Origin of the sequence: Mucilaginibacter sp. 14171R-50 (genome assembly GCF_010093045.1) — a bacterium.
In the GTDB taxonomy this organism is placed as follows: domain Bacteria; phylum Bacteroidota; class Bacteroidia; order Sphingobacteriales; family Sphingobacteriaceae; genus Mucilaginibacter.
The window spans coordinates 1,868,355-1,880,455 of sequence record NZ_CP048115.1; the positions used below are offsets into that span (position 1 = coordinate 1,868,355).

Sequence of the window (12,101 nt, forward strand, 5' to 3'; positions counted from 1 at the left end):
CTTGTTTTCTGAAGAATATATGAGCGAAAAAACATTAGACCTGGGCGAGCAAAGTGAAGTTGAAGTTTATGGTGCCCGGGTACATAATTTAAAAAATATAGATGTCTCTTTTCCGCGCAATAAGCTGGTTGTTATAACCGGGCTTAGCGGCAGCGGTAAATCGTCGTTAGCGTTTGATACCATTTATGCCGAGGGTCAGCGTCGTTATATGGAAACATTTTCGGCCTACTCGCGCCAGTTTATGGGCGGTATGGAGCGGCCTGATGTAGATAAGGTATCGGGGCTTAGTCCGGTTATCGCCATCGAACAAAAAACCACCAGCAAAAACCCCCGCAGTACCGTAGGTACCATTACCGAGATCTACGATTTTATGCGCCTGCTTTTTGCCCGTGCGGGCGAGGCTTACTCGTACACCACCGGCGAGAAAATGGAGCGCATGAGCGAGGACCAGATCCTGAAAACCATTTTAGAAAAGTTTGACGGGCAGCCGGTAAACATACTGGCGCCGGTGGTAAAGGCCCGTAAAGGCCATTACCGCGAGCTTTTTGAGCAAATACGTAAGCAGGGCTACCTGAAGGTTTACATTGATGGCGCTATCGCCGATGTGGAAGCGAAAATGCAGGTAGACCGTTATAAGATACACGATATTGACATCGTAGTGGACCGCCTGGTAGTGAGCGAGGCTGACAGCAAAAGATTATATACCTCGGTGCAATCGGCACTTAAAATTGCCAAAGGCATTATCCGCATTGCCGATAAGGATAACAATGTATCTTATTTCAGCAAATACCTGATGGACCCGGTGTCGGGCATCTCGTATGATGAACCACAGCCTAACACCTTCTCGTTCAACTCGCCTTATGGTGCTTGCGAAAAGTGTAACGGACTGGGTTATATTTTCGAAGTTGACGAGGCATCTGTAGTGCCAAACCCTAAACTGAGTATTATTAACGGTGGATTAGCGCCGATAGGCGAATACCGTGAAACCTGGATCTTCCAGGTGCTGAAGGCGCTGGCTAAAAAATATGAGTTTAGCTTGAGCACCCCCATAGAAAAATTGACCCGCGAGCAGTTGGACATTATCCTGAACGGATCGCCGGATATGATAACCGTGGCGGTTGAGTACAACAAATGGAACGTTCAAAGTTACCAGATAACCTTCGACGGCATCATCCGCATGCTGGAAGAGCAGCAGGAGCGCCGCAACGACGAGGGTATGGACGATATGGAAAATTATCGCGTACTGCGTACCTGCCCGGTTTGCGATGGCGCAAGGCTCAAAAAGGAATCGCTGCATTTTAAGGTTGACGAAAAGAATATTTTTGAGTTAGCCTGCATGGATATTACCACACTGGATAAGTGGTACACCGGGTTGGAAGAAAGGCTGAACGAGCGCCAGAACGTTATCGCTAAAGAAATATTAAAAGAGATACGCGCACGCATCGGCTTTTTGCTGGATGTCGGCCTCAGCTATCTTACGCTTGACCGCACCGCCAAAACCCTATCTGGTGGCGAGGCGCAGCGTATCAGGCTGGCTACGCAGATAGGGTCGCAGCTGATGAACGTTATGTATATTTTGGATGAGCCAAGCATCGGCCTGCACCAGCGGGATAACGAACGCCTGATAAACGCCCTTAAAAACCTGCGCGACCTGGGTAACACCGTTTTGGTTGTAGAGCACGATAAGGATATGATACTGGAAGCCGACCATGTGATAGATATGGGCCCGGCAGCGGGGGTACACGGCGGTACTATTGTTGCCGAGGGTACACCTGCCCAATTAATGGCTAAGCATACGTTAACCACATCTTACATTAACGGCGAGCGTGAGATAGCTATCCCTAAAAAGCGCCGGGAAGGTAATGGTAAAACGTTATCGCTTAAAAAGGCTACGGGGCATAATTTAAAGAAGGTATCGGTCGATTTCCCGTTAGGTAAGCTGATAGGGGTGACAGGCGTATCGGGCAGCGGTAAATCAAGTTTGATCACCGAAACGCTGTACCCGATATTGAACCAACATTTCTTCCGTGCTAAAAAGCATCCGCTGCCGTACGATAAAATTGAAGGGCTGGAGCATATCGATAAAGTTATCGAAATAGACCAGACACCCATTGGCCGTACACCACGCTCAAACCCGGCTACTTATACCGGCGTATTCTCTGATATACGTAACCTGTTTGTCGCCTTGCCCGAGTCGCGGATACGTGGCTACAAGCCGGGCCGTTTCTCGTTCAACGTAAAAGGAGGCCGCTGCGAAACCTGCCAGGGCGCAGGCCAAAAGGTTATCGAGATGAATTTTTTACCCGATGTGCAGGTGCCATGCGAAGAATGCGGCGGCCGGCGCTATAACCGCGAAACGCTGGAAGTACGATATCGTGGCAAATCCATCAGCGATGTGCTGGATATGAGCATCGAAGATGCCACGCCATTTTTTGAACACATCCCATCTATCTACCGCAAGGTAAAAACCCTGTTTGATGTGGGATTGGGCTATATTACGCTTGGGCAATCGTCAACCACACTATCAGGCGGCGAGGCGCAGCGCGTAAAGCTGGCTACTGAGCTTAGTAAAAAAGATACAGGTAACACTTTCTACATACTGGACGAACCCACAACCGGCCTGCACTTCGAGGATATAAACGTGTTGCTGGGCGTAATAAACCAACTGGTTGATAAGGGCAACACCGTGCTGGTGATAGAGCATAACCTGGATGTTATCAAGGTTGTTGACCATGTTATAGATCTCGGTCCCGAAGGAGGCTCTGGCGGCGGTAAAATCCTGTTTAGTGGTACGCCCGAGGGTTTATGCAAAGTTAAAGACAGCTTTACCGGCCAGTTTTTGAAAAAGGAAATGGGATTGAAGTAATAAAATTTGTCATACTAAAGGATATCAAACCTTTAGTGGCCGATTCGAAATGCGTGGATCAATTCCCCGTTATCCTTTAGCATGACAAAATCAGTGGTTATTTCCCTGCAAACCTTTGCAGCAGGTTAGCGGCAGCGCCGGGCATCTTAACCTTGTAACGGTACATGCCGCCAAAGCTGTCCTCTTCTTTTAAAAATTCGTGGTTCTTTTTGCTGATCCAAAATGTTTCTACCGATTTTTGACCATTGTGTTCGGCTTCATTCACCAGTTTCCAGCAGTCAACTTTTTGGTTATCCAAAGTGCTTATCACTTCACTGCCGGTAACTTTGTATATAATATATTCCGGCTTACCGAAACCGGCATCATAGAAATTTATGGCGAAGGTTTTCCCTGCAGCAAGCGGCAGCATTTCAAAGGTTTCTATATCCAGGTTCCAGTTAAAATTGCGCTCAGTAAAATTAAGTTCGAAATCCTTTTTGGTATTTAGCGCTACGGTATCCGCGCCTTTTATTTTATTGGCATCCCAGTTGTAAGCGCCAAGTTTACCGGCAACCGTTTCGCTATGGTATACAGGCGAAAAATCCTTCACCCTGTTTACCGAATAACCCGTGCGGTAGCTCATGGTATCGCTGCCATACCAGTGTTGTGTAGTGGCAAATACCTTTTCGCCGTTGCGCTCCACTATTTTTGTATCGCGCAGCCAAAGCCAATACCTTAACGTTTTAGGGCTTTTGGGCATTTGAAAGTACACCAGGTACTGGCGCATGCCGGGCTTCAGTGTCGCGGTGTTTAGGCGATGATCTTTTACGCGAATGGTATCTACTTGTGCAAGCGCACGTCTGGGTTGAGCTGAAAAAAGCAATGTGACAAGTGCAGCGGTCAAAGCGGCGCTTATAGGTGATAGTGATCTCATGGTTTGTATGTTTACGGTTTTCATAATTACTTAAAACTGCATCTTACAGGGCATCAGCTCAAACTATTTCAACATACGTTAATATCTATTTAGCAGGCAGGGCGATTTTTTCAATAAATGCGCAATCGCTTGTTTATTCATCCCCATGACCATTTCATTGAAACTTTACCGGCGATGGTTTAATAAACTTGGCATATGGTTTAAACGGGTACACATCTATCAAAAAGCTTTGTACTTTTAAGCATGCAATTGTTTAAAAGGAAGCCAAACATCCGGCAACAGCAGTGGATGGTTTGGATCTTCGTATTTTTTATTGTGCTGTTTTCGTTGCTGCCGATGGATGGCATAGGGCAGTCGACTGTTTTTGCATTGATAAACACCCTTTTTTATGCGGCCATAATTTATGGCAACATTTTGTGGCTTTTCCCGAAGTTATATCAAACAGGCAGGTTAGCGCTTTATATTTTAGCGGTTATTGTATTACTGCTGATAACCGGTGCGCTGCGTGCTTATCTGTCATTATATATATACAACGCCTTTTTTGCCATGGGGCACCCCACCAAGATGAAATTTGAAGCTATCATGAGCTTTGTTATAGCGGGGCTGCTGATATTTATGCTCAGTTTTATTTTCAGGATAGCGCTTGCCTATTTCAAGTTAAAGCAACAATCAGAAGATATCCTTGTCCAAAAAACACAGGCCGAATTAAACCTCCTGAAATCGCAGGTGCAGCCACACTTTTTGTTTAATACCCTGAATAATATCTATTACGAAGCTTATCTTGAATCGCCGCGAACGGCAGCACTGATCGAGAAGCTGTCGGACATTATGCGCTATTTTGTTGATGAAAGCCCCAGGCAGGAGGTTAGTCTTGCGAACGAAGTGCAATTTCTTGAAAATTATATCGCGCTGGAAAATATCCGCATCCGTTACGATGTAGATATCACCTTTACCAAAGATTGCGACATGTCGTTAACCCTGCCGCCCATGCTGCTGATGACCTTCGTCGAGAATATTTTTAAGCATGGTATCGATAAAAGCAGCAGCCATAATAAGATAAATATAACATTGCTACAGCAAAATGGCCGGCTGCAGTTTACCACTACCAACACCATTCCGGATAAGCCGTTAACTACTTTATCCACGGGGTTTGGTATTCAGAATTTACGGAAACGGTTAGTGCTGCTTTACCAAACGGATTTTGAGCTGCAGGTTGAAAATAAAGGCGATATTTACATTGCGCAACTAAATATCCCGCTGGCATGAACTTAAGCTGCATTATTATCGACGACGAGCCAAACGCGGTTAGCCTGCTGGAAGTGCTGATCGGTCAGACCACGCAATGGCAGCTTTTAGGCAAATGCTACAACGCGTTGGAGGCGATAGACTTTTTAAAGAAACATACCGTAGATTTTATTTTTCTGGATATCAACATGCCGCACCTTACAGGTATGGAATTGGCGGGGTTGCTGCCCAAAGAAACCAAAATTGTTTTTACCACCGCTTATGCCGAACATGCGGCCGACAGCTACGCCTTCCAAACCATTGATTATTTGCTGAAACCTATAACGCTTAAACGATTTTTGGCCGCTACACAAAAAATTGATGCCGCTTTTGGCAAACATACGGTGATAGAAAAAAGCGAGAGCAAGCCGGAGGATGATTACTTTTTTGTAAAATCGGGTAAAACGCTGCGTAAGATACTGCTGGACGAGGTATTGTACTTTGAGGGTGAAAAGGAATATGTGCGCCTGGTTACGGCTACCGAAGAACTGCTGATATACCGCCGTTTAAAAGAGGTAGAAATGCAGCTGCCCCAGCCTTTTGTGCGGGTGCATAACTCATACATCGTAAATACCAAACGCTTAAGCAAGATACAGGATAACCACGTTTACATCGGCGATAAGCAGATCCCGGTAAGCGAAAAGTTCAGGGAGGGATTTATGGCAGTGATAAGGCAGAGGATATTTTAGGGGGCTATCCGGCTCTGCCTGGGACTCTTAGTGTTCACGTTCGCGCCACGTGAACACCGTGAACACACGTGAACGCTTGATAATCAGGCGTTTTAATTTTTAGGTACTGACGAAGCTGTGCCACCAACGGTTTGGTAAAAATTAATACACAAATAGCTACAACAAGACAGGACCGTCATTGCGAGGAACGAAGCAATCTCTTTAAGCTATTACCACATGCTAATTATTCATTTAGCAGATCATCATATAAATCGTTCCATCCGGGATTTATAGAATTGACTAAATCTATCTTGCTTTGGCGACTTCCGCCTTTAATCAGTTTTTCAGCCGCAATCGCTTCTTCAATATGCGAGTAGAAGTAGTGATAAACGAGTTTATGGCAATTATATCTTGAAGTAAAACTGTCAGGGTAGGTTTTGTTTTTATGGTCCCAAACCCTATCCATCAAATCGGAGGTTACCCCAGTGTAAAAAACTACATTTTGCTTGTTAGTCATGATGTACACACAACCGCCTCTTTGCATAACCATATTACATGTTTAATTGTCCTAAAGAGATTGCTTCGTTCCTCGCAATGACGGGAAGTGCCTTAATCCAATCGTACATCGCCCAACTGTCCTGAAGAGATTGCTTCGTACCTGGCCATGACGTGGCGGATTTGGGGATGACATGGTTGTGTTATTAAACGGCCTATGATTCCGTTAATTCGCCTCTTAGATCCTTCTCCAGGCAGCGCTTTACCTCTTTAGGGTCGTCTATCTCGCCCAGCAGGTACATCATTTTGGTAACAGCGGCTTCATAGGTCATATCATACCCGTTGGCCACGCCAATATCTTTTAACTGCTTGCTGGTTTCGTATCGTCCCAGTTCAACCGTACCTACCTTGCATTGCGAAATATCCAGGATCACTTTTCCGCTATCGATAGCGGCTTCAAGCAGATCGATGAACCACTGGTCGGTAGTAGTGTTACCCGCGCCAAAGGTCTCCATTACTATGCCGCGTACGTCTGCACTTAAAATGGTCTCCACAACCTTCGGACTGATCCCCGGGTACAGTTTTAGTACAGCAACATCGCTCACCAACTTGTTATGAACGTTAAGCGGGCCTTCGCCCGGCGGGCGGATATCGTTTATGCTGAAACGCAGGTGTACGCCCGATTCGGCCAATATAGGGTAATTGGGCGAGCGGAAGGCCTCGAATTTTGATGAGTTATATTTGAACGCGCGGTTCCCCCGAAACAGTTTGTAATCAAAATAAATGCAAACTTCGGGTACGCGTGCCTTGTCGTTCTTTTTCGCCTTAGCAATTTCAATAGCCGTCATCAGGTTTTCTTTGGCATCGGTACGTACCGCGCTGATGGGTAACTGCGATCCTGTAAAAATTACCGGCTTGTTCAGATTTTGCAGCATAAAACTAAGTGCCGAGGCAGTAAATGCCATGGTATCAGAACCATGCAGTATCACAAAGCCATCAACAGTATCGTAATTGGCTTCTATAAGCGCGGCAAGTTCGGCCCATATAACGGGGTTCATGTTTGATGAGTCGATAATATGCTCGAACGAGTGCACCTTAATCTTGCAATTAAGCTTTTCCAGTTCGGGTACATTATCCATTATCTGCTCAAAGTTGATGGGTACCAACGTTTTTGTAACAGGGTCGCTCATCATACCTATTGTACCACCGGTATAGATGATCAGTATCTGGCTCATTTTGGGTCAGGTTTATGCTATTAATATAATCTTTGATCTAAACACCAAATATCTTTTCTGAATTTTCGGTGGTTATACGGGCCACATCTTCAACAGATATCTGATACAGTTCCGCCACCTTTTGCGCCACATAGATCAGGTAAGCGCTTTCATTGGGTTTACCCCGGTACGGAACGGGCGTAAGGTACGGAGAATCGGTTTCTAAAACCACATGCTTCAGGTCAATTTGCGGTAATATCTTATCCAACCCGGCATTTTTATAGGTCACTACGCCCCCAATGCCCAGGTAAAACCCCAGTGCGGTAACTTTACTTGCCTGTTCAAGCGTACCGGTAAAGCAGTGAAATATACCGCGCAGGTTTTCGTCGTGCTCATCATGCAATACCTGGTAAACTTCATCAAAGGCATCCCGGCAATGTATCACTATGGGCAATTTTAAAGTTTTAGCCCATTGTATCTGCAATTTAAAAGCCTGTACCTGTTGGGTTAAAAAGGTTTTGTCCCAGTAAAGGTCTATCCCGATTTCGCCCACAGCGTATATTTTATGCTGATGCATGGCCGGTTGTATTACCGCCAGTTCCTCTTCCCAGTCATCTTTTACCGAACACGGATGCAGGCCGAGCATGGGGTAACAGGCATCGGGGTAAGTTTTCACCAGATCGAACATCATAGGTACCGACGCCGCATCCACATTGGGCAAAAACAAGCGCCCAATATTATTTTCCAGGCAACGCTGCATCATTTGCGCCCGCTTGTCAGTATCAGTTTCGTAATATAAATGGGTATGTGTATCGGTTAACACCATGGCACAAAATTAAAAAAGCCTTCTTTGCAGAAGGCTTTTCAATTAAAATTAATTTTTCTTTTTAACTGCTGTTCGCTTTTTCACCGCTGTTTTTTTCTTTAACGGCGCTTTGGCAGCAGGTATTGTGGCAGGATGCTTTACCCTTACTACTTTTACAAGTTCTACATCAAACACTAAAGGTGCATAAGGGGTGATGTCGGCACCCGAGCCATACTCGCCATAAGCCAGCGCGGAAGGGATGATCAATTTCGCCTTTGAGCCTTCGTTCATCAGCAGGAAAGCCTCGTCCCAGCCTGGTATAACCCTGCCGGTACCCAATGCAAAGCTAATAGGCTCGTAAGGGCGTCCGGGCTGGTTTAAACCGCCGGCTTTCGCATCGGCTTCAATGCTGCTGTCAAACATCTTACCTTCAAGGGTGCGGCCGGTATAGTTTACATAAATCGTATCGCCTTTAAGCGGTTTAGGCTTATTGCCGGCCTGTTTAATAACGTACCTTAAACCGGATGGGGTGGTTTTAGCTATTATTTTGTTGCTGTTAATGTAGCCTTCCAGTTTAGCTGCCTCGGCAGCTTTCAGTTTTTCGCCTTCGGCTTTCATCTTTGCCATAGCGGCGTTGCGTTCGGCCATAGCTTCTTCTAAAGTTTGCACCTGTAATATTTTCAGCTTAAAAACAATGTTGCCGCCTTTTTTAAATATCGGTGGCATTTCGGTTTCGTGGCCCTTAAATACTGAGTCAACCGGTACCCTAACAACGGCGCTATCATTAACAGCCAATAGCGGGAATATATCCATCAGGTCGGCTACGTTGGCAGATGGGCGCACTTGCGCCTTTACCGGCTGGCCCTGCTGATAGGTGCTAAACAATACCGAATCTTTATCGGTGCATTGTACAGCCTGGAAGGTTATGATATCGTTTTGCTTTATTTTTTGACCGGGGGCATTGCTGATAACCTGGTATTGCACACCAGAGGAGGTTTGCTTAAACTGCGCTGCTGCGGTAAGGGTTAACAACGAAAATATAACGACTAAATAAAAAGTATTTTTCATCAGGATTATTGTTTTTTAATGGCTATGAAGCTATTACACGCTATATTCAAATAGTTTTTTGAGCTGCAGCCTGTGATGGTTTCATGACATAAAAAAAGCCTCCCGGAGGTATCCCGGAAGGCTATAAATTTTTTTTGAAATTATCTAAGTGCCGGCACTGTTGGTTGAACAGGCTTTGGCGCGTTAGGGTTTGGCTTAATGATATCTAAAACCTCTACCGTGAAAATAACCGGTGCAAAGGCAGGTATCATACCTTGCGAGCCTTGTTCGCCCCAGCCCAGTTCAGACGGGATAACGAAAGTAGCCTTGCTGCCTTTGTTCAAGAGCAGGAAGCCTTCGTCCCAACCACGAATAACGGCACCTGCACCCACAGGGAATTTAAACGGCTCGTATTTACGGCTTGGGTTAAAAATCCTTTTGTTTTTCATCGCCTCTTCTTTAATGCTGGTATCAAAAACTTTCCCGTCAACTAACGATCCGGTGTAGTTTACCACCGCGGTGTCGCCAACAACCAGCATTGGGCCCGATCCCTGCTGGGTGATCTGGTACTGTAAGCCCGAAGGGGTGGTTTTAACGTTCAGCTTTTTTTCTTCAACATATTTTTTGATCTTGGCCGGTTCTTGTTTTTTCATCTGGTCGGCCTGTGCCTTAAAGTAGTCGGTAATATGAGCGTTAAAAACGGCTTCGGTTGTGTTGCCTCTTGCAATTACCTTTTCTACTTTAATTTCGTAAATGATGTATTTTCCTTTTAAACCCGGAGGCCTTGGGCCGCCTTTTTTAAAGGTTGAATCGATGTTAACTTTTACAGTAACGCTGTCGCCTTCGCTCAGCAGCGGGAAAACCGATGTTACATCGCCCTTGCGGGTTGTTTTTTCAACTATCTGCGGTGCAGGGCGCCCCTGTTCGTAAGTGCTGCCCAATACTGAGTCGCCCTCGTTTTTTAAGGTTAGGTTAAGGCTGATAAAATCGCCCGGTTTAACGGTTGGGCCAGAATTATCTGTACGGATATTGTACAATAGCCCGCCTTCGGTTTGCTTAAACCCACCTTTACAGCTTGCAAGCCCTAATGCTGCAATGGCTATGATCGTTAAGTTCTTTCTCATTTTTTTGTTTAATTCTTATTGTATTAAAAGGGTTTTATATTCTGGTAATATCGATTTAAATTTTGCGATGGTAGCCTCAAGCGGCTCGTCAGACTGGCCGCCTGCGGCGTTACGGTGGCCGCCCCCGTTAAAATATTTTTTACATATCTCGTTAGCCGGAAACTCCGCTTTTGAGCGTAACGATATTTTAACCTTATCGGCACGCTCTACAATAAAGGCCGCTAAATGTATCCTGGCAATTGATAAGGCATAGTTAACAATGCCTTCGGTATCACCGGTATTTACGTTAAACATTGCAATATCGTTTTTACTAACGGCTATTACAGCGGTGTTGTATTCGGGCAGTATTTCTAAACAATTGGCAAGGCAATGGCCTAAAAAGCGTAATCGGTTCTCTGAGGCGCTGTTGTAAACCAGCTCGTGTATGCGCGAGTTATTCGCGCCCGCATCTATCAGGTCGGCAACAATGCGGTGCACGGCTGATGTTGTATTTGGCAAGCGGAAAGATGCCGAATCGGTCATGATACCGGTGTACAGGCAGGTAGCCACATCCTTATTTATAAGCGCTTTATTTTGCAGCTTATCGGTAATAAAAGTATAAACCAGCTGGGCGGCAGCACAGGCGTTGATATCCCAGTGGCGGTAATCGTCAAAATCTTCGGGCTCAAGGTGATGGTCTATCATTACTTTACAGGCGGCGCTGTTGCCCACCAGCACCCCCATATCGTTGATACGGGTAAGGCTGTTAAAATCCACACAAAAAATAAGTTCCGCATCGGCAATAAGCCTTGCTGACAGTTCCGCGTTCTCTGTGTAAATGATCACCTCCCCGTTACCTGGCATCCATGTTAAAAAGTCAGGGTAGTCTGTCGGGGTAATTACCTTGGTATGGTGGCCTTGCTGTATAAAGTAATTATACAACCCTAACGACGAGCCCATGGCATCGCCATCGGGCTTATGATGGGTAGTAATTACTATTTTACGTGGCTGACTTAAAAGTTCAGTAAGCGAAGCTAAATCCAACATCAATTTTTAAAGAGCTGCAAAGCTAAGTAAATTAATTAAATACGTGTATCATATTTATAGCAAAAGCTTTAAGTTTCAGTTATAAAACGCTACTTTTGCGCCTCTTTAAATACAAAGCATATTACAATGGCAAATAACAAAACTTTTACAATGATAAAGCCCGATGCAGTAGCTAACGGGCATATAGGCGCTATTTTAGATCAGATAACCAAAGCGGGCTTTAAAATAACTGCCCTTAAATACACTTCGTTATCAGAGGCAAAGGCCGGCGAGTTTTACGCGGTACACGCCGAGCGCGGATTTTTTAAAGACCTGGTTAACTTTATGTCATCGGGCCCTATTGTAGCTGCGATACTTGAAAAGGATAACGCGATAGAAGATTTCCGCAAGCTGATTGGCGCCACCGACCCTGCTAAGGCTGAAAAAGGCACTATACGCAACCTGTTTGCCAAATCAATTGATGCCAACGCGGTGCATGGGTCAGACTCTGACGAGAACGCCGAAATCGAGGCTAACTTCTTTTTCTCGGCCTTCGAAAGGTTTTAACCGCCCGCATGAGCAAGAAAAGCCATTTGTGCGTTATATTTGTAATGCACAAATGGCTTTTTTAATATTTTTTATTGTTTAATTAAAGTATTAAACTATCTTTACCTTTAAGC

General features: G+C 45.2%; 11 protein-coding genes. 4 read left to right on the forward strand and 7 right to left on the reverse strand.

The window, feature by feature from the left end; all coding sequences use genetic code 11:
• The first annotated feature begins 19 nt into the window (after positions 1 to 19).
• The gene (uvrA, locus tag GWR56_RS08615; RefSeq protein ID WP_162430713.1) at positions 20 to 2,866 is read left to right on the forward strand and encodes an excinuclease ABC subunit UvrA; all 2,847 of its coding nucleotides are present in this window, start codon (positions 20 to 22) and stop codon (positions 2,864 to 2,866) included.
• A 97-nt stretch (positions 2,867 to 2,963) separates the two neighbouring features.
• Here uvrA and GWR56_RS08620 read toward each other — a convergent pair whose 3' ends face one another.
• Positions 2,964 to 3,779 (reverse strand): hypothetical protein, encoded by an 816-nt coding sequence (locus GWR56_RS08620; RefSeq protein WP_162430714.1) that lies wholly within the window; start codon positions 3,777 to 3,779, stop codon positions 2,964 to 2,966.
• Between the two features lie 243 nt (positions 3,780 to 4,022).
• On the opposite strand from GWR56_RS08620, the gene GWR56_RS08625 reads away from it, so the two are divergent.
• Entirely contained in the window at positions 4,023 to 5,045 is a 1,023-nt protein-coding gene (locus GWR56_RS08625; RefSeq protein ID WP_162430715.1) for a sensor histidine kinase, read from the forward strand.
• Positions 5,042 to 5,752: a LytTR family DNA-binding domain-containing protein gene (locus GWR56_RS08630; protein ID WP_162430716.1), complete on the forward strand. Its 711-nt coding sequence runs from the start codon at positions 5,042 to 5,044 to the stop codon at positions 5,750 to 5,752. Before GWR56_RS08625 ends, GWR56_RS08630 begins: the two co-directional genes overlap by 4 nt.
• A gap of 223 nt (positions 5,753 to 5,975) precedes the next feature.
• Here GWR56_RS08630 and GWR56_RS08635 read toward each other — a convergent pair whose 3' ends face one another.
• The 6 genes from GWR56_RS08635 to GWR56_RS08660 form a co-directional block, all read right to left on the reverse strand.
• Positions 5,976 to 6,248, reverse strand: a complete 273-nt coding sequence (locus tag GWR56_RS08635) for a GIY-YIG nuclease family protein (RefSeq protein ID WP_238395336.1) — start codon at positions 6,246 to 6,248, stop codon at positions 5,976 to 5,978.
• A 193-nt stretch (positions 6,249 to 6,441) separates the two neighbouring features.
• Positions 6,442 to 7,461, reverse strand: a complete 1,020-nt coding sequence (locus GWR56_RS08640) for an asparaginase (RefSeq protein ID WP_162430718.1) — start codon at positions 7,459 to 7,461, stop codon at positions 6,442 to 6,444.
• 37 nt (positions 7,462 to 7,498) lie between these two features.
• A complete protein-coding gene (locus GWR56_RS08645; protein WP_162430719.1) occupies positions 7,499 to 8,266 on the reverse strand; it encodes a TatD family hydrolase in 768 nt (255 codons plus the stop codon).
• Positions 8,267 to 8,314: 48 nt separating this feature from the next.
• Positions 8,315 to 9,313 (reverse strand): FKBP-type peptidyl-prolyl cis-trans isomerase, encoded by a 999-nt coding sequence (locus GWR56_RS08650; protein WP_162430720.1) that lies wholly within the window; start codon positions 9,311 to 9,313, stop codon positions 8,315 to 8,317.
• 140 nt (positions 9,314 to 9,453) lie between these two features.
• Positions 9,454 to 10,416, reverse strand: a complete 963-nt coding sequence (locus GWR56_RS08655; RefSeq protein WP_162430721.1) for an FKBP-type peptidyl-prolyl cis-trans isomerase — start codon at positions 10,414 to 10,416, stop codon at positions 9,454 to 9,456.
• Between the two features lie 15 nt (positions 10,417 to 10,431).
• Positions 10,432 to 11,442 (reverse strand): bifunctional oligoribonuclease/PAP phosphatase NrnA, encoded by a 1,011-nt coding sequence (locus GWR56_RS08660; protein ID WP_162430722.1) that lies wholly within the window; start codon positions 11,440 to 11,442, stop codon positions 10,432 to 10,434.
• A 126-nt stretch (positions 11,443 to 11,568) separates the two neighbouring features.
• Between GWR56_RS08660 and GWR56_RS08665 the strand changes: the two genes are divergently transcribed.
• Positions 11,569 to 11,988 (forward strand): nucleoside-diphosphate kinase, encoded by a 420-nt coding sequence (locus GWR56_RS08665; RefSeq protein ID WP_162430723.1) that lies wholly within the window; start codon positions 11,569 to 11,571, stop codon positions 11,986 to 11,988.
• Positions 11,989 to 12,101: the final 113 nt, after the last annotated feature.

What these genes read in the sequence shown, in the direction of transcription:
- uvrA (WP_162430713.1), top strand. Translation starts at nt 20, where the DNA reads ATGAGCGAAAAAACATTAGACCTGGGCGAGCAAAGTGAAGTTGAAGTT.
- GWR56_RS08620 (WP_162430714.1), bottom strand. Translation starts at nt 3,779, where the DNA reads ATGAGATCACTATCACCTATAAGCGCCGCTTTGACCGCTGCACTTGTC.
- GWR56_RS08625 (WP_162430715.1), top strand. Translation starts at nt 4,023, where the DNA reads ATGCAATTGTTTAAAAGGAAGCCAAACATCCGGCAACAGCAGTGGATG.
- GWR56_RS08630 (WP_162430716.1), top strand. Translation starts at nt 5,042, where the DNA reads ATGAACTTAAGCTGCATTATTATCGACGACGAGCCAAACGCGGTTAGC.
- GWR56_RS08635 (WP_238395336.1), bottom strand. Translation starts at nt 6,248, where the DNA reads ATGACTAACAAGCAAAATGTAGTTTTTTACACTGGGGTAACCTCCGAT.
- GWR56_RS08640 (WP_162430718.1), bottom strand. Translation starts at nt 7,461, where the DNA reads ATGAGCCAGATACTGATCATCTATACCGGTGGTACAATAGGTATGATG.
- GWR56_RS08645 (WP_162430719.1), bottom strand. Translation starts at nt 8,266, where the DNA reads ATGGTGTTAACCGATACACATACCCATTTATATTACGAAACTGATACT.
- GWR56_RS08650 (WP_162430720.1), bottom strand. Translation starts at nt 9,313, where the DNA reads ATGAAAAATACTTTTTATTTAGTCGTTATATTTTCGTTGTTAACCCTT.
- GWR56_RS08655 (WP_162430721.1), bottom strand. Translation starts at nt 10,416, where the DNA reads ATGAGAAAGAACTTAACGATCATAGCCATTGCAGCATTAGGGCTTGCA.
- GWR56_RS08660 (WP_162430722.1), bottom strand. Translation starts at nt 11,442, where the DNA reads ATGTTGGATTTAGCTTCGCTTACTGAACTTTTAAGTCAGCCACGTAAA.
- GWR56_RS08665 (WP_162430723.1), top strand. Translation starts at nt 11,569, where the DNA reads ATGGCAAATAACAAAACTTTTACAATGATAAAGCCCGATGCAGTAGCT.